The organism is Pseudomonas sp. AA-38 (assembly GCF_029457475.1).
Lineage (GTDB): Bacteria > Pseudomonadota > Gammaproteobacteria > Pseudomonadales > Pseudomonadaceae > Aquipseudomonas.
Window position 1 is genome coordinate 5,293,055 of sequence record NZ_CP120359.1, and the last position, 25,184, is coordinate 5,318,238.

At 61.5% G+C, this 25,184-nt stretch carries 18 protein-coding genes, 2 tRNA genes and 3 rRNA genes; 4 read left to right on the plus strand and 19 right to left on the minus strand.

Annotated features, from left to right (window positions below):
* Nucleotides 1–7 precede the first annotated feature (7 nt).
* Nucleotides 8–2,083, plus strand: coding sequence for an ATP-dependent DNA helicase RecG (gene recG, locus PVE35_RS24350; protein ID WP_277373241.1), 2,076 nt, complete (start codon nucleotides 8–10; stop codon nucleotides 2,081–2,083).
* A 90-nt stretch (nucleotides 2,084–2,173) separates the two neighbouring features.
* Complete coding sequence (locus PVE35_RS24355) at nucleotides 2,174–3,577, plus strand: aminoacyl-tRNA deacylase and HDOD domain-containing protein (RefSeq protein WP_277373242.1); 1,404 nt, start codon at nucleotides 2,174–2,176, stop codon at nucleotides 3,575–3,577.
* A gap of 187 nt (nucleotides 3,578–3,764) precedes the next feature.
* On the opposite strand, the gene PVE35_RS24360 is transcribed toward PVE35_RS24355, so the two are convergent.
* On the minus strand, nucleotides 3,765–4,517 hold the full coding sequence (locus PVE35_RS24360) for a hypothetical protein (protein WP_268179782.1): 753 nt from the start codon (nucleotides 4,515–4,517) through the stop codon (nucleotides 3,765–3,767).
* Nucleotides 4,518–4,577: 60 nt separating this feature from the next.
* Nucleotides 4,578–4,973 (minus strand): helicase, encoded by a 396-nt coding sequence (locus PVE35_RS24365; protein WP_268179784.1) that lies wholly within the window; start codon nucleotides 4,971–4,973, stop codon nucleotides 4,578–4,580.
* Between the two features lie 155 nt (nucleotides 4,974–5,128).
* On the opposite strand from PVE35_RS24365, the gene PVE35_RS24370 reads away from it, so the two are divergent.
* Nucleotides 5,129–5,494, plus strand: a complete 366-nt coding sequence (locus PVE35_RS24370) for an SH3 domain-containing protein (RefSeq protein WP_268179786.1) — start codon at nucleotides 5,129–5,131, stop codon at nucleotides 5,492–5,494.
* Between the two features lie 82 nt (nucleotides 5,495–5,576).
* Here PVE35_RS24370 and PVE35_RS24375 read toward each other — a convergent pair whose 3' ends face one another.
* The 4 genes from PVE35_RS24375 to PVE35_RS24390 form a co-directional block, all read right to left on the minus strand.
* Nucleotides 5,577–5,849, minus strand: coding sequence for an HU family DNA-binding protein (locus tag PVE35_RS24375; RefSeq protein WP_268179788.1), 273 nt, complete (start codon nucleotides 5,847–5,849; stop codon nucleotides 5,577–5,579).
* Nucleotides 5,850–6,035: 186 nt separating this feature from the next.
* Nucleotides 6,036–7,184 (minus strand): FAD-dependent oxidoreductase, encoded by a 1,149-nt coding sequence (locus PVE35_RS24380; RefSeq protein WP_268179790.1) that lies wholly within the window; start codon nucleotides 7,182–7,184, stop codon nucleotides 6,036–6,038.
* An 83-nt stretch (nucleotides 7,185–7,267) separates the two neighbouring features.
* Nucleotides 7,268–7,435 carry a rubredoxin gene (locus PVE35_RS24385; RefSeq protein ID WP_268179792.1) on the minus strand — a complete coding sequence of 56 codons (168 nt, stop codon included), beginning with the start codon at nucleotides 7,433–7,435 and terminating at the stop codon, nucleotides 7,268–7,270.
* A gap of 162 nt (nucleotides 7,436–7,597) precedes the next feature.
* The gene (locus tag PVE35_RS24390) at nucleotides 7,598–9,091 is read right to left on the minus strand and encodes an acetyl-CoA hydrolase/transferase family protein (RefSeq protein WP_277373243.1); all 1,494 of its coding nucleotides are present in this window, start codon (nucleotides 9,089–9,091) and stop codon (nucleotides 7,598–7,600) included.
* A 351-nt stretch (nucleotides 9,092–9,442) separates the two neighbouring features.
* Between PVE35_RS24390 and PVE35_RS24395 the strand changes: the two genes are divergently transcribed.
* Nucleotides 9,443–10,318 carry a DMT family transporter gene (locus PVE35_RS24395; RefSeq protein WP_277373244.1) on the plus strand — a complete coding sequence of 292 codons (876 nt, stop codon included), beginning with the start codon at nucleotides 9,443–9,445 and terminating at the stop codon, nucleotides 10,316–10,318.
* Nucleotides 10,319–10,412: 94 nt separating this feature from the next.
* Here PVE35_RS24395 and PVE35_RS24400 read toward each other — a convergent pair whose 3' ends face one another.
* The 13 genes from PVE35_RS24400 to PVE35_RS24460 all read right to left on the minus strand — a co-directional run bounded on the left by PVE35_RS24400 (nucleotide 10,413) and on the right by PVE35_RS24460 (nucleotide 25,040).
* Nucleotides 10,413–11,168: an outer membrane beta-barrel protein gene (locus tag PVE35_RS24400; RefSeq protein ID WP_268179817.1), complete on the minus strand. Its 756-nt coding sequence runs from the start codon at nucleotides 11,166–11,168 to the stop codon at nucleotides 10,413–10,415.
* A 206-nt stretch (nucleotides 11,169–11,374) separates the two neighbouring features.
* Entirely contained in the window at nucleotides 11,375–12,715 is a 1,341-nt protein-coding gene (locus PVE35_RS24405) for a hemolysin family protein (RefSeq protein ID WP_277373245.1), read from the minus strand.
* A gap of 62 nt (nucleotides 12,716–12,777) precedes the next feature.
* On the minus strand, nucleotides 12,778–14,085 hold the full coding sequence (phoR, locus tag PVE35_RS24410; RefSeq protein WP_268179820.1) for a phosphate regulon sensor histidine kinase PhoR: 1,308 nt from the start codon (nucleotides 14,083–14,085) through the stop codon (nucleotides 12,778–12,780).
* 51 nt (nucleotides 14,086–14,136) lie between these two features.
* On the minus strand, nucleotides 14,137–14,826 hold the full coding sequence (gene phoB / locus PVE35_RS24415) for a phosphate regulon transcriptional regulator PhoB (protein WP_268179822.1): 690 nt from the start codon (nucleotides 14,824–14,826) through the stop codon (nucleotides 14,137–14,139).
* 79 nt (nucleotides 14,827–14,905) lie between these two features.
* Entirely contained in the window at nucleotides 14,906–15,799 is an 894-nt protein-coding gene (ubiA, locus tag PVE35_RS24420) for a 4-hydroxybenzoate octaprenyltransferase (protein WP_277373246.1), read from the minus strand.
* 169 nt (nucleotides 15,800–15,968) lie between these two features.
* On the minus strand, nucleotides 15,969–16,520 hold the full coding sequence (locus PVE35_RS24425; RefSeq protein WP_277373247.1) for a chorismate lyase: 552 nt from the start codon (nucleotides 16,518–16,520) through the stop codon (nucleotides 15,969–15,971).
* Between the two features lie 311 nt (nucleotides 16,521–16,831).
* A 5S ribosomal RNA gene (gene rrf, locus PVE35_RS24430) occupies nucleotides 16,832–16,947 on the minus strand.
* 138 nt (nucleotides 16,948–17,085) lie between these two features.
* Nucleotides 17,086–19,976 (minus strand): 23S ribosomal RNA (locus tag PVE35_RS24435).
* Nucleotides 19,977–20,233: 257 nt separating this feature from the next.
* Nucleotides 20,234–20,309: transfer RNA gene (locus PVE35_RS24440), tRNA-Ala, on the minus strand.
* Between the two features lie 22 nt (nucleotides 20,310–20,331).
* Nucleotides 20,332–20,408, minus strand: a tRNA-Ile gene (locus tag PVE35_RS24445).
* Nucleotides 20,409–20,493: 85 nt separating this feature from the next.
* Nucleotides 20,494–22,028: ribosomal RNA gene (locus PVE35_RS24450) — 16S ribosomal RNA — on the minus strand.
* Together the 16S, 23S and 5S rRNA genes with 2 tRNA genes alongside form the textbook arrangement of a ribosomal RNA operon.
* A 539-nt stretch (nucleotides 22,029–22,567) precedes the next feature.
* Nucleotides 22,568–23,791, minus strand: coding sequence for a CaiB/BaiF CoA-transferase family protein (locus tag PVE35_RS24455; RefSeq protein WP_277373248.1), 1,224 nt, complete (start codon nucleotides 23,789–23,791; stop codon nucleotides 22,568–22,570).
* A 70-nt stretch (nucleotides 23,792–23,861) separates the two neighbouring features.
* On the minus strand, nucleotides 23,862–25,040 hold the full coding sequence (locus tag PVE35_RS24460; protein ID WP_277373249.1) for an acyl-CoA dehydrogenase: 1,179 nt from the start codon (nucleotides 25,038–25,040) through the stop codon (nucleotides 23,862–23,864).
* Nucleotides 25,041–25,184 lie beyond the last annotated feature (144 nt).

Genomic DNA, 25,184 nt, shown 5'->3' on the forward strand with positions numbered 1-25,184 from the left:
GGCTGGCGTGAGCGAACTGGCGACGGTACCGGTCACCGCGCTCAAGGGCGTGGGCGCCGCCCTGGCGGAAAAGCTCGCCAAGGTGGGCCTGGAAAACCTGCAGGACGTGCTCTTCCACCTGCCGCTGCGCTATCAGGATCGCACCCGCATCACCCCCATCGGCGCCCTCCGCCCAGGCCAGGATGCAGTGGTCGAAGGCATGGTCGCCGGGGCCGATGTGGTCATGGGTCGCCGCCGCAGCCTGCTGGTGCGCCTGCAGGACGGCAGCGGTACCCTGAGCCTGCGCTTCTTCCACTTCAGCCAGGCGCAGAAGGATGGCCTGAAACGCGGCACCACCCTGCGCTGCTACGGCGAGGTGCGTCCGGGCGCCACCGGCCTGGAGATCTATCACCCGGAATACCGCGCGCAGAATGGCGACGAACCGGCCCCGGTAGAACAGAGCCTGACCCCCATCTACCCCACTACCGAAGGCCTCACCCAACAGCGTCTGCGCCAGCTCAGCCAGCAAGCCCTGGCGCGGCTCGGCCCACGCAGCCTGCCGGACTGGCTGCCCGACCAGCTAGCCCGCGATTACCGCCTGGCACCGCTGGATGAAGCCATTCGCTACCTGCACCGGCCACCGCCGGACGCCGATGTCGAAGAGCTTGCCGAAGGCCGTCACTGGGCCCAGCACCGCCTGGCCTTCGAGGAGTTGCTGACCCATCAGCTTTCCCTGCAACGCCTGCGCGAGCAGGTGCGCACCCAGCAGGCTCCGGCGCTGCCGGCGGCGCAGAAACTGCCCCGGCAGTTCCTCGATAACCTCGGCTTCGCCCCCACCGGCGCGCAGCAGCGGGTCGGCGCCGAGATCGCCTATGACCTGGCGCAGAGCGAGCCCATGCTGCGCCTGGTGCAGGGCGACGTCGGCGCCGGCAAGACCGTGGTCGCCGCACTGGCCGCCCTGCAGGCGCTGGAGGCCGGCTATCAGGTGGCGCTGATGGCACCCACCGAGATCCTCGCCGAGCAGCACTTTCTCAACTTCAGCAAATGGCTGGCACCGCTTGGCCTGGAGGTCGCCTGGCTGGCCGGCAAGCTCAAGGGCAAGGCCCGCGCAGCGGCTCTGGGGCAGATCGCAGGCGGCTGCCCCATGGTGGTCGGCACCCATGCGCTGTTTCAGGACGAGGTGAAATTCAAGCGGCTGGCACTGGTGATCATCGACGAGCAGCACCGCTTCGGCGTGCAACAGCGTCTGGCCCTGCGCCAGAAAGGCATCGACGGGCGCCTGTGCCCACATCAGTTGATCATGACCGCCACGCCCATCCCGCGTACGCTGGCCATGAGCGCCTACGCCGACCTGGACACCTCGATCCTCGACGAACTGCCCCCTGGTCGTACCCCGGTGAATACCCTGGTGATCGCCGATAGCCGTCGCATCGAAGTCATCGAGCGAGTGCGCAATGCCTGCCGCCAGGGGCGCCAGGCCTACTGGGTGTGCACCCTGATCGAGGAATCCGAGGAGCTGACCTGCCAGGCCGCGGAAACCAGTTTCGAGGAGCTTTCCGCCGCCCTCGGAGAGTTGCGCGTGGGCCTGATTCACGGGCGCATGAAGCCGGCTGAGAAGGCGGCGGTGATGGACGAATTCAAGCAAGGCCACCTGCAGTTGCTGGTGGCCACCACGGTGATCGAGGTGGGCGTGGACGTGCCCAACGCCAGCCTGATGATCATCGAGAACCCGGAGCGCCTGGGCCTGGCCCAGTTGCACCAGCTACGTGGGCGGGTCGGCCGGGGTAGCGCCGCCAGCCATTGCGTGCTGCTCTATCACGCGCCGCTGTCGCAACTGGGCCGCGAACGCCTGGCGATCATGCGCGAGACCACCGATGGCTTCGTCATCGCCGAAAAGGATCTGGAACTGCGCGGCCCCGGGGAAATGCTCGGTACACGCCAGACCGGCCTGCTGCAATTCAAGGTCGCCGACCTGATGCGCGACGCCGATCTGCTGCCGGCCGTGCGTGACGCCGCCCAGGCCCTGATGGAACATTGGCCGCAACATGTGGCGCCGCTGCTGGAACGCTGGTTGCGTCACGGCCAACAATACGGTCAAGTGTGACATTCTTCACAATACGCCCGTCGCCACGAAACTGTGCGCACCTGCCCACTGGTTATACTTCGGGCAGACGCGCCAACGCTGGATATCGATATGACTGAAGCCGCTTTCGCTCCCGACGCCTCACTGCAACCGCCTGCCATGATCGTGCAACTGCTGGAAAAGCTCGCCCTGCCCTACCAGGTCATCACGGAGCGCCCTGGCCTGCCGGCCGAGGCACGCGTCCAGGCGGTACTGCTGGAGGACGCCGTCGGCGCCCTGCTGGTGCTCTATCCGCGCAGTCAGTTGCTCGACCTGGCGCGCCTGGCCGAACTCACCGGACGCCAGCTCACCGCCGTGCGCCCGGAACGCCTGGAGCGCATGCTGGGAAAGCATGCCCTGGCGCTGCTGCCCGGCCTGCCACCCCTGACCAGTTCGCCTTGCCTGTATGAAGAGCGCCTGTTGCAAGCGCCCAAGCTGCTGGTCGACTCCGGCCAGCCCGGCGTACTGCTGGAGATCCCCACGGAAGCCTTCAAGACCCTGCTCAGCAAGGCCAGCGCCGCACGTTTCGGCGAGCTCGTCAGTGCCATTCGCCTGAACCTCGACCGCCCCGACGATGACCGCGCCGAGATCACCCAGGCGGTACAGGCCTTCACCGCACGCCGCATCCAGCAGCGCCTGGAAGAAACCATCGAGATTCCGCCGCTGGCGGAAACCGCACAGAAGATCATCAAGCTGCGCGTCGACCCCAATGCCACGGTGGATGACATCACCGGCGTGGTCGAGACCGATCCGGCGCTGGCGGCACAGGTGGTGAGCTGGGCCGCTTCGCCCTACTACGCGGCCCCCGGCAAGATCCGCTCGGTAGAGGACGCCATCGTCCGCGTACTGGGTTTCGACCTGGTGATCAACCTGGCCCTGGGCCTGGCGCTGGGCAAGACCCTGAGCCTGCCCAAGGATCAACCGCAACAAGCCACCCCCTACTGGCAACAGGCGATCTACACCGCCGCCGTGATCGAGGGCCTGACCCGGGCTCTACCCCGCGCGCAACGCCCGGAGGCAGGCCTGACCTACCTCGCTGGCCTGCTGCACAACTTCGGCTATCTGGTGCTGGCGCATGTCTTTCCGCCGCACTTCTCGCTGATCTGCCGTCACCTGGAGGTCAATCCGCACCTGTCGCACAGCCATGTCGAGCAGCACCTGCTGGGCATCACCCGCGAGCAGATCGGCGCCTGGCTGATGCGCCACTGGGACATGCCCGAAGAGCTGTCCTGCGCCCTGCGTTTCCAGCACGACCCGAGCTACGCCGGGGACAACGCCGCGTTCGCCAACCTGGTGTGCCTGGCCGTGAGCCTGCTGCGCAATCGCGGTATCGGCGCCGGCCCACGCGGCGAGATTCCCGAGGAACTGTTCGAGGCCCTCGGCCTGAGCCGGGAAAAAGCCGAAGACGCCGTGAACAAGGTGCTCAGTGCCGAAGCGGCGCTGCGCGAACTGGCTGCGCAGTTCCCCACGCACTGAAGCCTGCCGCCACGAAGGTACGTAAGGCGTACTCGGCTTTGGCCTCCTGCGTCGCCTGCATCCATGCAGTGCCGCAGGGCGCACCGGGCAGCGCGCCATTTGTGGAGTATTGGACAGGAGTCGTGGCGCCGAACTCGGCATGGCCAGGCGGACTGTTCGCTACGAACGACCGGCGTTCCAGTCCGCCCTACGGCTTGCTCACCGTCTTGCGTAGCTGCTCGCGCCGCTCGCCGAATAGTTCCGGCATGGTCTGCAGGCTGGCCGCAAGCAATGCCTGTACCTCGGGCTGCTCATACAGCGCCGCATAGGCGGCCAACTGGTCGCTGGGCATCTGCCGATAGGCAAAGAGCATGAAGGATTCCACCGCCTGCGCACTGGACTGGTGGATGGCTTCGGCCTGCGCTTGCGTGCGCTCCTGCAGACTTTGCTCGTCCAGATCCTCGCCGCGCGCCAGGAGCGCCAGCAGGGCCTGGGTCTTGCCCACCTCGTAACGCAGCAGGCTGGCCAGTTCGGAGGTATGGGCGGCCTGGTCGAGGCGCTGGATCAACGCCAGTCGTGCGCCTCGCACCGGCTGTTGCCGCAGACGTTCGCGGTAGGCGGCCAGTGCCTCGGGTTGCTCGCCCACTTCGCGTTCGGCCTCAGTGAAACGCTGTGCCAACTCGCCACCAAGTGCGGCCTGGGCCTGCTCAAGCTGTGCCAACTCGAAGCGCACGGCAAGACGCTCGGCCAGTTGCCGGCAAAGCGCCTGTGGGTCGAAGAGGGTCTGCAGGAGCGCATGTTGCGCGGCATCCTGGCCGTGCGACAGCATGGGCGCGCTCTGCTCGCAGAGCAGTTGAATGCCCGCCAGCTCGAAGACGCGCAACATGGCAGGCGCCGAGACGGGCTCGGCACGCGCCAGGCAGGCCGATAGCAACAGGCAGGGCAGGAGCAGGGAGCGCATGATCGAGGCTTCTCGCAGGAACCTGCAGGCAGCCTAGACAATGCCCGGCCTGACGACCAGTCAAGCGGCCTTTTTCGCCGAACCGGCCTTCTTCTTGGGCATCAGGTACTTGGTCAGGCCCTGGAACCACATGACCAATGCCGGGTTGCCCTGAATCTGGATGTCCTTGTTCTGGATGCCCTGCATGAACGCCAGTTGCTTGTTCTTCGCGGTCATGGTGGCGAAGCCGAAGGGGGCGTCCTTGAAGCCGATGGCGAAAGCCGGCTCATTGGCCACGCCACGCTTGCTGCTGACCCGCTGGTTCTTGACGATGTAGTGACGTGCCAGCTTGCCGTCCAGGGTGTGCAACTGGAATACCAGATCACGCCCTTCCAGTTGCTGCTGGAAAGCAGGGTTGTCACGGCTGGCCTTGGCCATCAGCCGGCCCAGCATCCAAAGAAGAAAACGAAATTTCATGCGCAGGCCTCAGGAAACGAAGAGGATGATGGCGCATTGTAGTGTCTTGAACGCCGAACTACAGCCTGCCCAAAGAACGGCTTGCCCGAACCCTTGCTCACCTCTGACCTGCCGCCTAAGGTGACAGACATCCTCCCCATCCGCGTGCAGGTTCCATGCTGAGCGTTCATTATCAGGTCATTCAGGATCACCAGAGCGAATACCCTGAGCCCATTCATTTCGTGAAGGGCACGCGGTTGATCCTGGGCGAGCGCTACGAGGGGCCGGAAGGCTGGGAGGACTGGCGGTTCTGCACGGCACCTGGACAGAAAGGCGGCTGGGTTCCCCTGCAAATTCTCGACAGGATCGATGAGCACTGTGCTCGCGCCCGCGAGGATTACACGGCCAGGGAACTGGATGTGCGCATCGGGGAGCGGCTCATCGGCAGCCGCCATCTGAACGGCTGGGTCTGGTGCGAAAAGCTGGGCAGTCAGGCGTCCGGCTGGGTGCCGCTGGCGAACCTGCGCGAAATCACGCCCTGAAACACGACGCCCTGCAACCGCCTCCACCGACAGGAAGCGCTTGCAGGGCGCCTTGCCTAACGGCCTGCCGAAGCCTGGCTCGTCAGTTGACCGCATCCTTGAGGGATTTTCCCGGCTTGAAGGCCACGGTGTTACTGGCCTTGATCTTCACCGGCTGGCCGGTTTGCGGGTTCTTGCCCGTGCGGGCACCGCGATGACGCTGGACGAATGTGCCGAAGCCCACCAGAGTCACGCTGTCCTTGCGGTTCAGCGCATTGGTGATCTCTTCGAGTACGGCGTTGAGTACACGATTGGCCTGATCCTTGGTCAGGTCAGCCTTCTCGGCAATGGCGGCGGCGAGTTCCGGTTTACGCATAAGTGCCTCTTTGACGGTTTTTTGTTGTTGTGTCCGTGCTGTTCTTCAGAACAGCGCCCAAGGCGCCGCAACAGCTCTGCGCTGCGGCAGACGCAAGCAGAATGGCACGCCAGTTCGCCCGGCGCCAGTACCCCGCCAGGCATTACAGGCCGATTTTCGTGGCGTATCCGACAGAACGCCCGGTATTTAGGCCAACAGCGCTGGCAACTCCTTGTTCAAGGCCAGTTTCTCCTGCACGGCAGCCCCGGTCAGGGCGTAGCCAAGCAGTGCACCGGCGGCATCTCGACATAGCGCCTTGATATCCGCGCCGCTGCCGTCGATCGTCCACTCGCCCTGGCTGCCATGGGGAGGGGGCGACACCACCAGCGGGCAGGCCGGGGTCTTCACCGTCACCGGCATGGGGCCGTAGGCCACCGCAGTCGGCTCGCCGGCCAGGGTCTTGGCCAGGGCCCGCGCGCAATTCATCAACGGCATGACGTAGAGCAGGTTGAGGCCATCGACCTCGGCGCAATCACCCAGGGCGAAGATATTGGCGTGCGAGGTGCGCAATTGCCGATCCACCATCACCCCACGGTTGATGTCCAGGCCAGCCGCTGCGGCCAGCGCGGTACGCGGACGCAGGCCGACGGCGGACACCACCAGGTCGCAGTCGATCAGCGTACCGTCGGACAGATGTGCCTGCAGCGCCTCGCCCTGGTGCTGCAGGCTGGCCAGGGTCGGGCCGAGATGAAAACGTGTGCCCAGCCCTTCCAGCCCAGCCTGTACGGCAGCAGCCGCGGCCGGATGCAGCAGGCCCGGCATCACCTGCTCGCAAGGCGCCACCACGTCGACATCCAGCCCCCCCAGGCGCAGGTCGTTGGCGAACTCGCAGCCGATCAGCCCGGCCCCAAGGATCAGCACGCGGCGCTTGCCTGCCGCGGCTGCACGGAAGCGTGCGTAGTCCTCGAGGTCGTTGATGGGAAAGATGGCGTCCTCGGCATCACCGGCCACCGGCACGCGGATCGGCTCGGCGCCCCAGGCCAGCACCAGGTCGCGGTAAGGCACGGCTTCCTCGCCGATCCACAGGCGCTTGTGGCCCGGGTCGATGCCGGTGATACGGGTATGGGTGCGGATCTCGGCCTTGAGCTGCTCGGCCATGGCGCCGGCCTCGGCCATCACCAGGCCGTCGGCATCCTTGTTCTTGCCGAAGCCGGTGGACAGCATGGGCTTGGAGTAGGAGCGGCCGTCATCGGCGCTGATCAGCAGCAGCGGCGTCTCGCTGTCGAGCTTGCGCCATTCCTTGGCCAGGTTGTAACCGGCCAGGCCGGTACCGACGATGACGACAGGTGCACTCATGGGGGTGATTCCTCACTGCGAAAACGACGCGACGGCCTGCAGGCCGTCGCCATTGATCCGTTGCTCATGCCAGCTCGCCGTGCTCAGACGATCTCGATCATCTCGAAGTCGACCTTGCCCACGCCGCAGTCCGGGCACACCCAGTCGGCGGGCACGTCTTCCCAGGCCGTGCCGGGCGCGATGCCCTCCTCGGGCAGGCCCAGGGCCTCGTCGTAGATGAAACCGCAGACGATGCATTGCCATTTGCGCATGGTTCAGGTCTCCCCGGAAGCTGGCGCATCACACCCTACTGGATCGTGCGCCGGCTGGCCAGATCAGCGCCGGCCGGCCAGTCGGAGGTTAGGTATGACCAGCATAGGGTCTGTGCCGTTTCGACGCGAGTCATGCGCGAAACGACAACAGCCCCTAGCCCATCAGCCTGCGAGCATGCGCCCGGTCTCTTCCAGGTTGATGTGCCACTGCAGCGCTTCGCGCAGGATGTGCGGCGTGTGGCCACCCCGTTGGCAGGCACGCTCGAAGTAGTCGTTCAGTGCGGCGCGGAAGTCCGGGTGCACGCAATTGTCGATGATCGCCCGGGCGCGCTCGCGCGGCGCCAGACCCCGCAGGTCGGCCAGGCCCTGCTCGGTGACGAGGATATCGACGTCATGCTCGCTATGATCGACATGGCTGACCATGGGCACCACGCTGGAGATCGCCCCGGCCTTGGCGATGGACTTGGTGACGAAGATCGCCAGGTGGGCGTTGCGGGCGAAATCGCCACTGCCACCGATGCCGTTCATCATCCGCGTGCCGCCGACGTGGGTGGAGTTGACGTTGCCGTACAGGTCGAACTCCAGCGCCGTGTTGATGCCGATGATGCCCAGGCGCCGCACCACCTCGGGGTGATTGGAGATTTCCTGCGGGCGCAGCACCAACTTGTCCTTGTAGCGCTCCAGGTTACCGAACACATCGGCATTGCGCCGCGCCGAGAGGGTGATCGAGCTGCCCGAGGCGAAGGCCAGCTTGCCGGCATCGAACAGGGCGAAGGTGGAGTCCTGCAGCACCTCGGAGTACATGCTCAGGCCCTCGAACGGCGAGTCGATCAGGCCACACATCACCGCATTGGCGATGGAGCCGATGCCGGCCTGCAGCGGGCCGAGGCTGTTGCTCATGCGCCCGGCGTTCACTTCGCGCTTGAAGAAGTCGATCAGGTGGTCGGCAATGGCCTGGGTTTCGCAGTCCGGCGGCAGCACGGTGGAGGGCGAGTCCGGCTGCTCGCTGATGACGATGGCGGCGATCTTCTCCGCCGGGATGGGGATGGCGGTGGCGCCGATGCGGTCGTCCACCCGGGTCAACGGGATGGGCGTGCGGGTCGGCCGGTAGGTGGGAATGTAGATGTCGTGCAGGCCTTCGAGATTGGCGTTGTGCGCCAGGTTGATCTCGACGATCACACGCTCGGCGAAAATGGCGAAGCTGGCCGAGTTGCCCACCGAGGTGGTCGGTACGATATGGCCCTGCTCGGTGATAGCCAGCGCCTCGATCACGGCGATATCGGGCTTCTTGAGCTGGTGGTTGCGCAGTTGCTCAACGGTTTCCGACAGGTGCTGGTCGATGAACATGACGCGGCCGTCGTTGATCGCCTTGCGCAGCGTGGCATCGACCTGGAACGGCATGCGCCGGGCCAGCACGCCGGCCTCGGTGAGTTGCTTGTCGAGGTCGTTACCGAGGCTCGCGCCGGTCATCAGGCTGATGCTCAGCGGCTGCTGGCGGGCACGTTCGGCCAGCGCCAGCGGTACCGCCTTGGCTTCGCCTGCGCGGGTGAAACCGCTCATGCCGACGGTCATGCCGTCCTCGATCAGGGCGGCCGCTTCGGCCGCCGTCATCACCTTGTCCAACAGCGCAGGCAGCCGCACACGATCACAATGCATCGGAAAAACCTCGAAAGGCAGGGTCGGAAAGAGCGGCAGTCTAGAGCCGCGAACCGCCTTCGCATGCTCGACCAAGGTCGCATTGATGGCTCTAGGACGAGCCTTTCGTCGGATTCAGGCAAACCCCGCACCAAAGCCAGGCACCTGCCTGGCTTTGGTGCGGGGCCAAGAGAGTCGCGCCAGTGCAATGCCCGTCATTCAGGCACTCGGACGTAGCTGGCACCGGACTTGCTGCCCGAACTCACTCGGCTCGGACACGCAGCCGCGCCAGACGACGCGACGCTGCGCGATGAGCCTCCTCGATGAACAGATGCAGAGCACCCGGTGACGGTGCCTGGATGGGAGATTGGGATGCGCCCGGAAGTCGTTCTGCTGCTCGGCGCCAGCTTCTGGGGCCTGGGCTGGATGCCCCTGGAACACCTGGCCAGACAGGGACTGCTCGGCATGCCGGTGGTGGTCTACAGCTACAGCCTGCTATGCCTGCTGGCCGTGCCGGTGCTGCTGGCTCAGCAACGCGCCTGGTGGCCGCAGCGGCGCGCCCTGGCGGTGGTCTGTCTGTGTGGCGGCTGGGCCACTGCCGGACTGGTCGGTGCCCTGTCCGAAGGCGACGTGGTACGCGCCATGCTGCTGTTCTACCTGGCGCCGGTATGGAGCCTGCTGGGCAGCCGCCTGCTGCTCGGCGAACGGCTCAACGCCAGTCGCATCGGCGCGGTCGTGCTGGCCATGATCGGCATTGCCCTGACCCTGGGTATCGATGCCGACACCTTCCGTCCGCTGCAAGGCAGTGACTGGCTGGCGCTGTCAGCCGGCATCGCCTTCGCCGCCAACAACCTGGCCACCCGCTCCGCCGGGCAGGTTCCACTGGCCAGCAAGACGCTCGCCGCCTTCGTCGGGGCGGCGCTCAGCGGTGGGCTGTTCTGCTTGCTGCAGGAGATCGCGCTGCCGGCGGTGGCCCCCATGCAGTGGCTGCAGCTTGGCCTGTTCGGGGTGTTCTGGCTGATCGCCATGTGTGCCGCGCAATATGGCTTCAGCCACGTCGAAACCAGCCGCGCGGCGGTGCTGGTGCTGGTCGAACTGGTGGTCGCGGTACTCACCGCCGCGGCCTTCGGCGAGCGCCAGTTGGGGCCGGGCGAATGGTTCGGCGGCGCCCTGGTGCTGATCGCCGCGCTGCTCGCTGAACGGCCTTCGCGCCCCGTAGCTGCCGTGGGCTGCGAGGCCAAACCATGACCACTTCGCTGTGAGATTGCCCCGCAGCGGCTAGCACCACCCTGAAGCGCGGTGCGCCCGGACGAACCGGGCGCTGCGGTACTGCCTACCAGGCCTAGAATGCCAGACCGACGCGCAGGCCCACCTGCTCCTGCTTGAGCTTGCTGCGCTCGGCCAGCTCGCTGTTGCTGTCCAGCTCGTAGCGCGTCTGGGTGTAGTACAGGCTGGTGCTGATAGGGACATTGTTGATGCCCTTGTTCCACAGCATGGTCAGCTCGCCATAAGGGTTGACCTTGTCCTTGAGATCCACCGAGTCACTGTCGCCATCGACCTTCAGACGTGCCTCGGAGTTGATCGAGTAGCGTGCCCCGACCTCCAGGCGCAGGGTGTAGTTCGGCGTCAGGTAGTTGTAGCCCAAACCCGCCTTGGCGAAGGGCGACTTGCTGGTGAGCTTGACGTTGCTGTCGAACGGGCCGACGTCATCCTGCTCGATGCGCCCCCAGTCATAACCGCCGCCGACGATCAGGTCGACGTAATTGTTGGTGCTCAGTGCCGCACGCAGGCCAAGGTCGATATCGGCCCGCGCGGACTTGTATTCGACATCATCCTTGTCGCGGTACTGGCCTTCGATGCCGGCCTGGTAGATGAAGCCTTCCTGCCCCGTCAGCTTGTTGCCGAAGTGGTAGAACAGGCCGCCCTGGTTGAGGCGTTCCTTGTCGCTGTCGTCATCCACGGTGAGCTTGTACTGATTGTGCGAGGCGATCACGCCGAAGGTGGAGATCGGGTCGGTGACCGAATCGGCATAGGCCTGCGAGGCGCCCGCCAGGCACAGGGCAAGAGTCGCTTTCGGGGTCATTCTGGTCAGTTGCATGGCTATATCCTTGGCAATGAGTGAATAACGCCGCTCACCAAAATGGTGCGACGCAAACTCCTAGACTGCCCCAGGCGACTGCGATTCGGTAAATACGATGAGTGGTTGCGAAACTGAACGAGGCCTGACACCAGACGCTTCGCATGGGAGGAATCGAGCAAAAGGAGGTCGCCTGCCACCGTCCGAGCGAGCGGTGGCAGGCGCAGTCAATCGATCTTCAGCACCTTGGCCAGCACCACCTTCGGCCCCTTCATCTTCTTGACGATGATGCGCAGACCCTCGGTCTCCAGCACCTCTTCTTCCTCGGGCATGCGCTTGAGGCTGTCGTAGATCAGCCCGGCGAGGGTTTCGGCCTCGATATGGTCGAGGTCGACGCCGAGCAGGCGCTCGATCTTCGCCAGCGGCGTATCACCACGCACCAGCAGCTTGCCTGGCTGGTAGGCGAGGATGCCGCGCTCGGCCTTGCGGTGTTCATCCTGAATGTCGCCGACCAGCGCCTCGAGCACATCCTCCATGGTCAGGTAGCCGATCACCTTGCCATCAGCTTCCTCGACCAGAGCGAAGTGCGCGCCGCCCTGGCGGAAGCGCTCGAGCAACTGCGACAACGGCAGGTGGCGGCTGACCCGTTCCAGCGGGTGCATCAGATCCGCCAGCTTGAGCGCCGAAGGCAGCATCTCCAGCAGCGACAACTGCAGCAACAGATCCTTGATGTGCAGTACGCCGACGAACTCGCCCTTGCTCTCGTCGAAGATCGGATAGCGGCTGTACTTGTGTCGGCGGAAGGTGGTGAACACCTGATCGAGGCTGGCATTGACTTCCAGATAGACCAGATCCTCGCGCGAGTTGGCCCAGTCCACCACTTCCAGCTCGCCAAGCTCCACCGCCGAGGCCAGCACGCGCATGTCCTGATCGCTGTCATTGCTGGCGCGGCTGGAGTGCAGGATCAGCTTGAGCTCATCGCGGCTGTAATGGTGCTCATGGTGCGGCCCCGGCTCACCTTGCCCGGCGATGCGCAGAATGGCGTTGGCACTGGCATTGAGCACGAAGATCGCCGGGTACATCAGCCAGTAGAAGGCGTACAGCGGCGCCGCCGTCCACAGCGAGAGCAGCTCCGGCTTGCGGATCGCCCAGGACTTGGGCGCCAGTTCACCGATGACGATGTGCAGGTAGGAAATGATCGAGAACGCGGTGAAGAAGGCGATGCCATGCACCAGCTTGGGCGATTCGATACCCAGAGCACCGAGCAACGGCGTGAGCAGCTCGGCGAAGGCCGGCTCACCGACCCAGCCCAGGCCCAGCGACGCCAGGGTGATACCCAACTGACAGGCGGAGAGGTAAGCATCCATCTGGTTGTGCACGGTGCGCAGGATACGCCCACGCCAGCCATGGGCCTCAGCCAGGCTATCCACCTTGGTGGAACGCAAGCGCACGATGGCGAACTCGGCAGCGACGAAGAAACCGTTGAGCAGTACCAGGAACAGGGCGAACAGCATGAGGCCGAAGTCGGCCAGATAAGCAGAGGAGGAAAGACTCGTGGAAGGATCCATGGATGTCAGGCTTGGCTAATGATCGGCTTAGGTTGGGGGCTGTGCGCGGCGATTGCAAGTCATCAGCGGCCGCGCTGCACCACCTGTGCCGTCGCGAAGTGACAGGTGAAGGTACTGCCCTGGCCCAGTGCGCTGACGATCTCCAGACGGCCGCGATGGCGCAGCAGCACGTGCTTGACGATCGCCAACCCCAACCCGGTACCGCCGGTATTGCTGGCACGACTGGAGTCGACCCGATAGAAGCGCTCGGTCAGGCGTGGCAGGTGCCTGGCCTCGATGCCCATGCCGCTGTCCTGCACGGACAGGTGCGCCCCCTGCTCGTCGCCCCACCAGCGAATCTGTATGTCGCCACCGGCCGGGGTGTACTTCACGGCGTTGAATACCAGATTGGAGAAGGCGCTGCGCAGCTCCGCCTCGCTGCCCTTGAGCTTGAGATGGGCATCGGCCTCCAGGCTGATACGGTGATGCTGGTCGCCCGACAGCGCCTGGGCGTCGTTCCTGATCGACAGCAGCAGCAGGTCGACCGCCACCGGCTGGTTGTCGGAGGGGTAATCGGTAGCCTCCAGCTTGGCCAGCAGCAGCAGGTCATTGAGCAGGGTCTGCATGCGCGCGCCCTGCTGCTGCATCTGCTGCAACGCACGCAACCAGCGGGGATTCACCGCCTCGACGTTGTCCAACAGGGTTTCCAGGTAGCCGGCGATCACCGTCAGTGGCGTGCGCAGCTCATGGGAAACGTTGGCGACGAAATCCTTGCGCATCTGCTCCAGTTGATGGAGACGGGTGACGTCACGCACCAGCAGCAGGTGTTCACGATTGCCGTACTGGGTAATGTGCATCTGCAGACGCCGACGATCACTGACCGGCGAGGGAATTTCCAACGCCTCGGCATAATTGCCGCGCTCGAAATACTCCTTGAAACGGGGATCGCGTAGCAGGTGCGCCAGGGGCTGGCCGCTGTCCTGAGGGGTCTTCAGGCCCAGCAGGGTTTCTGCCGCCAGGTTCCACCACTCCAGGTTGCCATGGCTGTCGAGCATCACCACGGCATCCTTGAGCGCAGCGGTGGATTCCTGCACCCGGTCGATCACCGCCTGCAAACGCCCACGCGCCTTCTGGTTGCGCCGCTGCAAGTGGTAGATGCTGTCGAATACCTCACCCCACAGGCCGTAGCCGTCGGGCGGGGGCTCATCCGGGCGATGCTCGCGCAGCCATTTGTGCAAGCGCAGCAACTGGCTGAGCGTCCACCCCAGGTGGAGGGCAAGCCCGATGACCAGCACCCAGGCATATTCCCCGGTGATGAAACCAAGCAGCAGGCAGACACCGATCAGTAGCAGCAAGCGGCGCACTACGGCGCCACGCCAGTCTTGGTTCACGATGAAACGCTTCCTTGTCTTGCAGCGGGCATGGGCAACAGGTGCGCGCTATCAGCCTTTGGTGGAGAAACGATAGCCAGTGCCACGTACCGTCTGCACCAGATTCTCGTAGACCTCACCCAGCGCCTTGCGCAGACGGCGAATGTGCACGTCCACCGTGCGCTCCTCGACGTAGACGTTGCCACCCCAGACCTGATCGAGCAACTGGCCACGGGTATAGGCGCGTTCCTGATGGGTCATGAAGAACTGCAGCAGGCGATATTCGGTCGGCCCCATCTCGGCCGGCTTGCCATCGATGGTCACGCGATGGCTGACCGGGTCGAGCAGCAGACCACCGACCTCGATCGGCGCTTCGCTGTCACTGGGGCCGGCGCGGCGCAGCACGGCCTTGAGACGTGCCACCAGTTCGCGCGGCGAAAAGGGCTTGGTGATGTAATCGTCGGCACCGACTTCCAGGCCCTGGATCTTGTTGTCCTCTTCACCCTTCGCGGTGAGCATGATGATCGGGATGTCGCCGGTCAGCTCGTCACGCTTGAGACGGCGAGCCAGCTCGATACCGCTGGTGCCGGGTAACATCCAGTCCAACAGGATCAGATCGGGTTTGCGATCGACGATCACGGCATGCGCCTGCTGCGCATTCTCTGCCTCCAGGCATTCGTAGCCGGCCATTTCCAGGGCAACCGCAATCATTTCACGGATCGGTGCTTCGTCGTCGACGATGAGGATGTTCTTGCCAACCATTGGCCTTGCCTCTGCTCGTTATGCTGTCGTGCGCCGCATTAGATAACGGAATTATTGCAGCGATATGACAGGCCGATGCTCAGCGCAGCGCATAATCGGCCAGGATTCCGGCAAAGATCGCCAGGCCTGCCCAATGGTTGTGCAGAAAGGCCTGGAAACAGACCATGGGCTCGCGCCGACGAGTTCTGTGGTACTCCCAGACGAAACAGGCAGCAGCCCCCAGCAAACCGAGCTGGAAGGGCACACCCAGCTCGAAACGCGCGCCCGCCAGCAGCAGACAGAGCAGTGCCAGGCCCTGCAGGGTGGCGATGATCAGACGGTCGGCATCGCCGAACAGAATGGCGGTCGACTTCACCCCGATCTTCAGGTCGTCCTCGCGGTCGGCCATGGCGTAATAAGTATCGTAGGCCACCGTCCACAGCAGGTTGGCGATATACAGCAGCCAGGCTTCGGGAGGTGGCAACTCACCGCTGACAGCGCTGAACGCCATCGGCATCCCCCAGGAGAACGCGGCGCCCAGCACCACCTGCGGGTAGAAGGTGTAGCGCTTCATGAAGGGATAGCAGGCCGCCAGGGCCAGGCCGCCGAAGGACAGCCAGATGGTCGTGCCGTTGGTGAACAGCACCAGCACGAAACTCATCGCCACCAGCACGGCGAACAACACCAGCGCTTCGCGTGGTTTGATCTTGCCGCTGGCCAGCGGGCGCAACTGGGTGCGACTGACATGGCCGTCGAAATTGCGGTCGGCGTAGTCGTTGATCACACAGCCGGCCGCGCGCATGAAGATCACGCCGAAGACGAAGATCAACAAGTTCTTCATGCTGGGCAGTCCTGCCGAAGCGACCCACAGCGCCCACAAGGTGGGCCAGAGCAACAGGTAGATGCCGATGGGCTTATCCAGGCGCATCAACTGGATGAAGTCCCAGGCACGCGGGTGCAGGCGATTGGTCGATTGCAGCAGGCGGGTATACATCGAAGCGTCTCCGTGCAGGTTGCGCGGATTATACGGGGCATGCCAGCGTAGGGTGGATCAGGGCGCGTAGTCGACGCTTTTTTCAGCCACCGATGCAGGCACAGGGACAGGTACGGCTGCGCCTTCGCGTCGCGCAGATGCCGGTGAGAAACACTGCGCGGTTTTCTCCTTACGCCTCGATACCCGCCGCCAACCAGAAGGCCGGCAGAAAGACCTCGGCCACCAGCACGCCCAAGGCGCCACGGCTGAAGCATGAACGACGTGCCCACAGATGTTCCGCACACACCTCTGCCGGCAACCAGGCGGCGGGGTAACGGCAGGCCTGAAGCTCACCCCGGTCGAAGGCCTTGTCACTGAACAACAGCTCGCCGAGCGAACGACTGCCCAACTCCGCCAGGTTCAATCCAGAGCCCTCCAGCACACTGCGAGCGGCCACGCTGCGGGCGAATACCCAGGGCTGCCCATGGCCGCGCAGGTACACCTCACGCACCCAGCCCTGGCTGCCAGCGGCCACGCCGAGCGCGGCACATTCGTCCTGGCGCAGAGCCTGCCAGCCCTCCTGCAGGGGCGTCACCGAGAACCCACCAGCGGAGAGGGCGGTGAGGCGGCGGGTCAGCGAGTCCTCGTTGAACAGCCAGCCGCTCACATCGGCAGCAGGCTGCGGATCCAGCCGGGCCAGGGGCAGCCAACAGGGGGCATGAGCGGAAGCGGTGTGCGGCACGGTGAGAAATCACACAGATCGAAAGCGCGCGAGTCTAGCACGGCACACGGCTCTGTCAGCCAGCGTAGGGTGCGCCGCGCGCACATGGCCCATGCCCCCGGTGCTTCGGTGCGCACAGCGCACCCTACGCCAGGTTTCGGCTTTTCCCGGCGCAAAGAAGAAACCCCAGACCGCGTTGGCGATCTGGGGTTTCGTATAGGAGCTTGACGATGATCTGGCCGGCACTCCGGGACTCTCACCGCCACCTGCCATTTTTCGCGCACATAGAAGAACGCCCCGACCAGTTACCTGATCAGGGCGTTCGTATAGGAGCTTGACGATGACCTACTCTCACATGGTGAAGCACCACACTACCATCGGCGATGCGTCGTTTCACTACTGAGTTCGGGATGGGATCAGGTGGTTCCAACGCTCTATGGTCGTCAAGCAATTCGGTTGGGATCTCGTCGTTAGACGCTATCCCTTGGATACGTGATAGAGGCTTTGTAGTTCTTGCAAATTTTCGGCTTTCTGTCGACTTCACCATCGACACCCTCTGCACGAGGGCAGATTGTTTGGGTGTTATATGGTCAAGCCTCACGGGCAATTAGTATTGGTTAGCTCAACGCCTCACAGCGCTTACACACCCAACCTATCAACGTCGTAGTCTCCGACGGCCCTTTAGGGAGCTCGAGGCTCCAGTGAGATCTCATCTTGAGGCAAGTTTCCCGCTTAGATGCTTTCAGCGGTTATCTCTTCCGAACATAGCTACCCGGCAGTGCCACTGGCGTGACAACCGGAACACCAGAGGTTCGTCCAACCCGGTCCTCTCGTACTAAGGTCAGCCCCTCTCAAATCTCAAACGTCCACGGCAGATAGGGACCGAACTGTCTCACGACGTTCTAAACCCAGCTCGCGTACCACTTTAAATGGCGAACAGCCATACCCTTGGGACCGGCTTCAGCCCCAGGATGTGATGAGCCGACATCGAGGTGCCAAACACCGCCGTCGATATGAACTCTTGGGCGGTATCAGCCTGTTATCCCCGGAGTACCTTTTATCCGTTGAGCGATGGCCCTTCCATACAGAACCACCGGATCACTAAGACCTACTTTCGTACCTGCTCGACGTGTCTGTCTCGCAGTCAAGCGCGCTTTTGCCTTTATACTCTACGACCGATTTCCGACCGGTCTGAGCGCACCTTCGTACTCCTCCGTTACTCTTTGGGAGGAGACCGCCCCAGTCAAACTACCCACCATACACTGTCCTCGACCCGGATGACGGGCCAGAGTTAGAACCTCAAGGTTGCCAGGGTGGTATTTCAAGGATGGCTCCATGAGAACTGGCGTCCCCACTTCAAAGCCTCCCACCTATCCTACACAAGCAAGCTCAAAGTCCAGTGCAAAGCTATAGTAAAGGTTCACGGGGTCTTTCCGTCTAGCCGCGGATACACTGCATCTTCACAGCGATTTCAATTTCACTGAGTCTCGGGTGGAGACAGCGCCGCCATCGTTACGCCATTCGTGCAGGTCGGAACTTACCCGACAAGGAATTTCGCTACCTTAGGACCGTTATAGTTACGGCCGCCGTTTACCGGGGCTTCGATCAAGAGCTTCGCTTGCGCTAACCCCATCAATTAACCTTCCGGCACCGGGCAGGCGTCACACCCTATACGTCCACTTTCGTGTTTGCAGAGTGCTGTGTTTTTAATAAACAGTCGCAGCGGCCTGGTATCTTCGACCGGCATGGGCTTACGCAGTAAATGCTTCACCCTCACCGGCGCACCTTCTCCCGAAGTTACGGTGCCATTTTGCCTAGTTCCTTCACCCGAGTTCTCTCAAGCGCCTTGGTATTCTCTACCTAACCACCTGTGTCGGTTTGGGGTACGGTTCCTAGTTACCTGAAGCTTAGAAGCTTTTCCTGGAAGCATGGCATCAACCACTTCGCATTCTAAAAGAACGCTCGTCATCAGCTCTCGGCCTTGATCTCCCGGATTTACCTAAGAAACCAGCCTACCGCCTTAAACACGGACAACCAACGCCGTGCTGGCCTAGCCTTCTCCGTCCCTCCATCGCAGTAACTAGAAGTACGGGAATATTAACCCGTTTCCCATCGACTACGCATTTCTGCCTCGCCTTAGGGGCCGACTCACCCTGCGTCGATTAACGTTGCGCAGGAAACCTTGGTCTTTCGGCGTGCGAGTTTTTCACTCGCATTGTCGTTACTCATGTCAGCATTCGCACTTCTGATACCTCCAGCAAGCTTCTCAACTCACCTTCACAGGCTTACAGAACGCTCCTCTACCGCTCATCCAAAGGATGAACCCGTAGCTTCGGTGTATGGTTTGAGCCCCGTTACATCTTCCGCGCAGGCCGACTCGACTAGTGAGCTATTACGCTTTCTTTAAAGGATGGCTGCTTCTAAGCCAACCTCCTAGCTGTCTAAGCCTTCCCACATCGTTTCCCACTTAACCATAACTTTGGGACCTTAGCTGACGGTCTGGGTTGTTTCCCTTTTCACGACGGACGTTAGCACCCGCCGTGTGTCTCCCGTGCTGACACTTGCTGGTATTCGGAGTTTGCATCGGTTTGGTAAGTCGGGATGACCCCCTAGCCGAAACAGTGCTCTACCCCCAGCAGTGATACACGAGGCGCTACCTAAATAGCTTTCGAGGAGAACCAGCTATCTCCGAGCTTGATTAGCCTTTCACTCCGATCCACAGGTCATCCGCTAACTTTTCAACGGTAGTCGGTTCATCCTCCAGTCAGTGTTACCTAACCTTCAACCTGCCCATGGATAGATCGCCCGGTTTCGGGTCTATACCCAGCGACTAAAGCGCCCTATTAAGACTCGCTTTCGCTACGCCTCCCCTATTCGGTTAAGCTCGCCACTGAATATAAGTCGCTGACCCATTATACAAAAGGTACGCAGTCACCCAACAAAGTAGGCTCCCACTGCTTGTACGCATACGGTTTCAGGTTCTATTTCACTCCCCTCTCCGGGGTTCTTTTCGCCTTTCCCTCACGGTACTGGTTCACTATCGGTCAGTCAGTAGTATTTAGCCTTGGAGGATGGTCCCCCATGTTCAGACAAGGTTTCTCGTGCCCCGTCCTACTCGATTTCATTGATAAGAGCGTTTCGTGTACGGGGCTATCACCCACTACGGCGGCACTTTCCAGAGCCTTCCACTACACTCAAATCAACTTAAGGGCTAGTCCCCGTTCGCTCGCCACTACTTAGGGAATCTCGGTTGATTTCTTTTCCTCAGGGTACTTAGATGTTTCAGTTCCCCTGGTTCGCCTCTTGCACCTATGGATTCAGTACAAGATACCTAGGTTATCCTAGGTGGGTTCCCCCATTCAGACATCTCTGGATCACAGTCTGTTTGCCGACTCCCCAAAGCTTTTCGCAGGCTACCACGTCTTTCATCGCCTCTGACTGCCAAGGCATCCACCGTATGCGCTTCTTCACTTGACCATATAACCCCAAGCAATCTGGTTACTGTCTCAATCGTGAAGACGACATTCGCCGAAAATTTGCGTCTTGAGAACTACAAATTTTACCTTGACCAGATCAATTGCCAGTGAAAGCAATCAATCAGTCACTTCTATCACATATCCAAATTTTTAAAGAACGATGTTTCTACCGGTCAAAAGACCAGAAATCAGCACTCACCAGGTCTACCCTGAAGCGCTCATTTCTGAACTCTTTCCTTCTACCGCAACGCGCGAGAGTGGTGGAGCCAAGCGGGATCGAACCGCTGACCTCCTGCGTGCAAAGCAGGCGCTCTCCCAGCCGAGCTATGGCCCCGTAATCTTCTGCACCAAGCAATTGGTAGGTCTGGGCAGATTTGAACTGCCGACCTCACCCTTATCAGGGGTGCGCTCTAACCAACTGAGCTACAGACCTATAACAGGGTCGCGTTACAGCATCGTCTTCGACTATGAATCAAGCAATTCGTGTGGGAACTTATGAAGAAGCTGATGTCTTCGATTAAGGAGGTGATCCAGCCGCAGGTTCCCCTACGGCTACCTTGTTACGACTTCACCCCAGTCATGAATCACTCCGTGGTAACCGTCCCCCCGAAGGTTAGACTAGCTACTTCTGGAGCAACCCACTCCCATGGTGTGACGGGCGGTGTGTACAAGGCCCGGGAACGTATTCACCGTGACATTCTGATTCACGATTACTAGCGATTCCGACTTCACGCAGTCGAGTTGCAGACTGCGATCCGGACTACGATCGGTTTTATGGGATTAGCTCCACCTCGCGGCTTGGCAACCCTTTGTACCGACCATTGTAGCACGTGTGTAGCCCTGGCCGTAAGGGCCATGATGACTTGACGTCATCCCCACCTTCCTCCGGTTTGTCACCGGCAGTCTCCTTAGAGTGCCCACCCGAGGTGCTGGTAACTAAGGACAAGGGTTGCGCTCGTTACGGGACTTAACCCAACATCTCACGACACGAGCTGACGACAGCCATGCAGCACCTGTGTCTGAGTTCCCGAAGGCACCAATCCATCTCTGGAAAGTTCTCAGCATGTCAAGGCCAGGTAAGGTTCTTCGCGTTGCTTCGAATTAAACCACATGCTCCACCGCTTGTGCGGGCCCCCGTCAATTCATTTGAGTTTTAACCTTGCGGCCGTACTCCCCAGGCGGTCAACTTAATGCGTTAGCTGCGCCACTAAAATCTCAAGGATTCCAACGGCTAGTTGACATCGTTTACGGCGTGGACTACCAGGGTATCTAATCCTGTTTGCTCCCCACGCTTTCGCACCTCAGTGTCAGTATCAGTCCAGGTGGTCGCCTTCGCCACTGGTGTTCCTTCCTATATCTACGCATTTCACCGCTACACAGGAAATTCCACCACCCTCTACCGTACTCTAGCTCGCCAGTTTTGGATGCAGTTCCCAGGTTGAGCCCGGGGCTTTCACATCCAACTTAACGAACCACCTACGCGCGCTTTACGCCCAGTAATTCCGATTAACGCTTGCACCCTTCGTATTACCGCGGCTGCTGGCACGAAGTTAGCCGGTGCTTATTCTGTCGGTAACGTCAAAATTGCACGGTATTAACGTACAACCCTTCCTCCCAACTTAAAGTGCTTTACAATCCGAAGACCTTCTTCACACACGCGGCATGGCTGGATCAGGCTTTCGCCCATTGTCCAATATTCCCCACTGCTGCCTCCCGTAGGAGTCTGGACCGTGTCTCAGTTCCAGTGTGACTGATCATCCTCTCAGACCAGTTACGGATCGTCGCCTTGGTGAGCCATTACCTCACCAACTAGCTAATCCGACCTAGGCTCATCTGATAGCGCAAGGCCCGAAGGCCCCTGCTTTCTCCCGTAGGACGTATGCGGTATTAGCGTTCCTTTCGGAACGTTATCCCCCACTACCAGGCAGATTCCTAGGCATTACTCACCCGTCCGCCGCTAAATCAAGGAGCAAGCCCCTCTCATCCGCTCGACTTGCATGTGTTAGGCCTGCCGCCAGCGTTCAATCTGAGCCATGATCAAACTCTTCAGTTCAATACTGCTTGGGTTTTGAGAAAACCCTAAACTTGGCTCAGCAATCGCAAATCTCTTACTTAAAAGAGTAACTCTCGAATTCACGAGTGTTGCTTTGTGATGCTGATAATCTGTCGACTACCAGGCTTACCTCACAAGCACCCACACGAATTGCTTGATTCAGTTGTTAAAGAACAGTTGGCTAAGCCTCTCGCCTCAACCAGGCCGCGCATTCTACAGCAGCCCTTCTTTCTGTCAAGCTGTTTTTCGACTTTATTTCCGGAGAAACTTCTTTCTACTCAACCACTTGCAGCAACCTCAGCTTCATTTCTTCCGCTTCGGTGAGGCGCGTATTCTACAGCACCTCGTTACTTCGTCAAGTTGTTTTTTGAAGAAATTTTCTTTCTATCTCAACAACTTAGCGCTTCGTCAAACCTGGGTTCGTCTCAGCGAGGCGCGCATTCTACATGAGCTTGGCGAGCTGTAAACCCCTGACATGCAAAAATATTCATATATAGATCAGGTGCTTCCAGCTCTCTCATGTATCGAAACGAAAGACCTCAGATCACCCCCGCCTTGCGCAGCTCGGCAACCTGCGCCTCACTCATGCCCAGCAGCCGCTCCAGCAGAGCATCGGTATGCTGGCCCAGCAAGGGAGGCGCCGCTCGGTAGGCGACCGGCGTAGCAGACAGACGCAACGGGCTGGCGACCTGCGGCGTGGCGCTACCCAGGGCATTGGGCAGATCGAGGCGCAGGCCGCGCGCCTGCACCTGCGGATCGGCGAACACTTGCTGCAGATCGTTGATCGGCCCACAGGGCACTCCAGCCTTCTCCAGCAGCTCGACCCATTGCGCCGTGGTCTTGAATACCGTGGCCTGGCGCAATAGCGGGATCAGCTCGGCACGGTGCGCCACCCGTGCCTTGTTGCTGGCGAAGCGTGAATCGTCCGCAAGATGGGCGATACCCGCCACCTCGCAGAACTTGCGGAACTGCCCATCGTTGCCCACGGCCAGGATGAAACTGCCATCGGCACTGGGAAAATCCTGGTAAGGCACGATATTGGGATGAGCATTACCCAGGCGCTTGGGCGATACACCGGTGGCCAGGTAGTTCATGGCCTGGTTGGCCAGACAGGCCACCTGCACGTCCAGCAGCGCTACGTCTATATGCTGGCCAATACCGGACTGCTCGCGCTGATTCAGCGCAGCCAGCACACCAACGGTGGCATAGAGGCCAGTGAGGATATCGGTCAGTGCCACGCCGACCTTGATCGGCCCAGCCCCTTCCTCCCCCTCCGGTCGCCCGGTCAGGCTCATCAGACCACCGAGGCCCTGGATCATGAAGTCGTAACCGGCACGCTTGGCGTAGGGGCCGGTCTGGCCGAAGCCGGTGATGGAGCAATAGATCAGGCGCGGGTTGATCGCCTTCAAGGACTCGTAGTCGAGGCCATAGGCCGCCAGCCCGCCGACCTTGAAGTTCTCCAACAGCACGTCGCACTGCGTGACCAGCTCACGCACCAGGCGCTGGCCTTCGGGCTGGGTGAAATCCAGGGTCAGCGACTGCTTGTTGCGGTTGGCACTCTGGAAATAGGCCGCCTCCCGCGAGTCGTTGCCCTCGGCATCCTTTATATAAGGAGGGCCCCAGTGCCGAGTATCGTCGCCGGTACCCGGCCGCTCGACCTTGATCACCTCGGCGCCCAGGTCACCGAGGATCTGCCCGCACCAGGGGCCGGCGAGTACGCGGGAAAGATCGAGCACACGGATATGGGAAAGGGCACCGGCCATGAGAACTCCGTAGGGTGCGCCGCGCGCACCATGAACCACTCGGTGGTGCGCATAGCGCACCCTACTACCGTTAGAAAAACGCCTGAATGCCGGTTTGCGCGCGACCAAGGATCAGCGCATGCACGTCATGGGTGCCCTCATAGGTGTTGACCACCTCGAGGTTGACCAGGTGACGGGCGATACCGAACTCGTCGCTGATGCCGTTGCCGCCCAGCATGTCGCGGGCCATACGGGCGATGTCCAAGGCCTTGCCGCAACTGTTGCGCTTCATGATGGAGGTGATTTCCACCGCGGCGGTGCCTTCGTCCTTCATCCGACCGAGACGCAGGCAGCCTTGCAGGGCGAGGGTGATCTCGGTCTGCATGTCCGCCAGCTTCTTCTGGATTAACTGATTGGCCGCCAGCGGCCGGCCGAACTGGTTGCGATCGAGCACGTACTGACGCGCGGTGTGCCAGCAGAATTCGGCAGCGCCCAGTGCCCCCCAACTGATGCCGTAACGGGCAGAGTTCAGGCAGGTGAAGGGGCCGCGCAAGCCGCGCACATCGGGGAAGGCGTTCTCTTCGGGGCAGAACACGTTGTCCATGACGATCTCACCGGTGATCGAAGCGCGCAGGCCGACCTTGCCGTGAATCGCCGGAGCAGACAGCCCCTCCCAGCCCTTCTCCAGCACGAAGCCGCGAATCTCGCCGGCATCATCCTTGGCCCAGACCACGAATACGTCGGCGATGGGACTGTTGGTGATCCACATCTTGCTACCGCTCAGGCGGTAGCCGCCATCGACCTTCTTGGCGCGGGTCACCATAGAGCCCGGATCGGAGCCATGGTTCGGCTCGGTCAGGCCGAAGCAGCCGATATATTCGCCGCTGGCCAGCTTGGGCAGGTATTTCTGCTTGGTCGCTTCATTGCCGAACTCATTGATCGGCACCATGACCAGAGACGACTGCACGCTCATCATCGAGCGGTAACCGGAGTCGATACGCTCCACTTCACGGGCGATCAGGCCATAGCACACGTAGTTGAGGCCGCTGCCGCCGTATGCCTCAGGGATAGTCGCACCAAGCAAGCCGGTTTCGCCCATCTCGCGGAAGATCGCAGGATCGGTGCGCTCGTGACGGAAAGCCTCCAGCACGCGCGGCGCCAGTTTGTCATTGGCGAACTGCTGGGCGCTGTCACGCACCATGCGCTCTTCTTCGGTCAGTTGCTGATCGAGCAGGAGCGGGTCGATCCAGTTGAAGCTTGCCTTGGCCATCGCGAAAAACCTCGAAGCAGTGAATAGAGCAGTCGATGAATGACACCGATCCTAGGCCGACCTGGTGCGACGGGCAAACGCAGAATTTGCACAGATCTGTGCTTTTTACTCACTTCAAGATAGCCTGCAAGACTATATTCATGG

Bases quoted from the DNA above. Each gene is read 5' to 3' on its own strand.
- PVE35_RS24355 (WP_277373242.1), top strand. From the start codon at position 2,174: ATGACTGAAGCCGCTTTCGCTCCCGACGCCTCACTGCAACCGCCTGCC.
- PVE35_RS24360 (WP_268179782.1), bottom strand. From the start codon at position 4,517: ATGCGCTCCCTGCTCCTGCCCTGCCTGTTGCTATCGGCCTGCCTGGCG.
- PVE35_RS24365 (WP_268179784.1), bottom strand. From the start codon at position 4,973: ATGAAATTTCGTTTTCTTCTTTGGATGCTGGGCCGGCTGATGGCCAAG.
- PVE35_RS24370 (WP_268179786.1), top strand. From the start codon at position 5,129: ATGCTGAGCGTTCATTATCAGGTCATTCAGGATCACCAGAGCGAATAC.
- PVE35_RS24375 (WP_268179788.1), bottom strand. From the start codon at position 5,849: ATGCGTAAACCGGAACTCGCCGCCGCCATTGCCGAGAAGGCTGACCTG.
- PVE35_RS24380 (WP_268179790.1), bottom strand. From the start codon at position 7,184: ATGAGTGCACCTGTCGTCATCGTCGGTACCGGCCTGGCCGGTTACAAC.
- PVE35_RS24385 (WP_268179792.1), bottom strand. From the start codon at position 7,435: ATGCGCAAATGGCAATGCATCGTCTGCGGTTTCATCTACGACGAGGCC.
- PVE35_RS24390 (WP_277373243.1), bottom strand. From the start codon at position 9,091: ATGCATTGTGATCGTGTGCGGCTGCCTGCGCTGTTGGACAAGGTGATG.
- PVE35_RS24395 (WP_277373244.1), top strand. From the start codon at position 9,443: ATGCGCCCGGAAGTCGTTCTGCTGCTCGGCGCCAGCTTCTGGGGCCTG.
- PVE35_RS24400 (WP_268179817.1), bottom strand. From the start codon at position 11,168: ATGCAACTGACCAGAATGACCCCGAAAGCGACTCTTGCCCTGTGCCTG.
- PVE35_RS24405 (WP_277373245.1), bottom strand. From the start codon at position 12,715: ATGGATCCTTCCACGAGTCTTTCCTCCTCTGCTTATCTGGCCGACTTC.
- phoB (WP_268179822.1), bottom strand. From the start codon at position 14,826: ATGGTTGGCAAGAACATCCTCATCGTCGACGACGAAGCACCGATCCGT.
- ubiA (WP_277373246.1), bottom strand. From the start codon at position 15,799: ATGTATACCCGCCTGCTGCAATCGACCAATCGCCTGCACCCGCGTGCC.
- PVE35_RS24455 (WP_277373248.1), bottom strand. From the start codon at position 23,791: ATGGCCGGTGCCCTTTCCCATATCCGTGTGCTCGATCTTTCCCGCGTA.
- PVE35_RS24460 (WP_277373249.1), bottom strand. From the start codon at position 25,040: ATGGCCAAGGCAAGCTTCAACTGGATCGACCCGCTCCTGCTCGATCAG.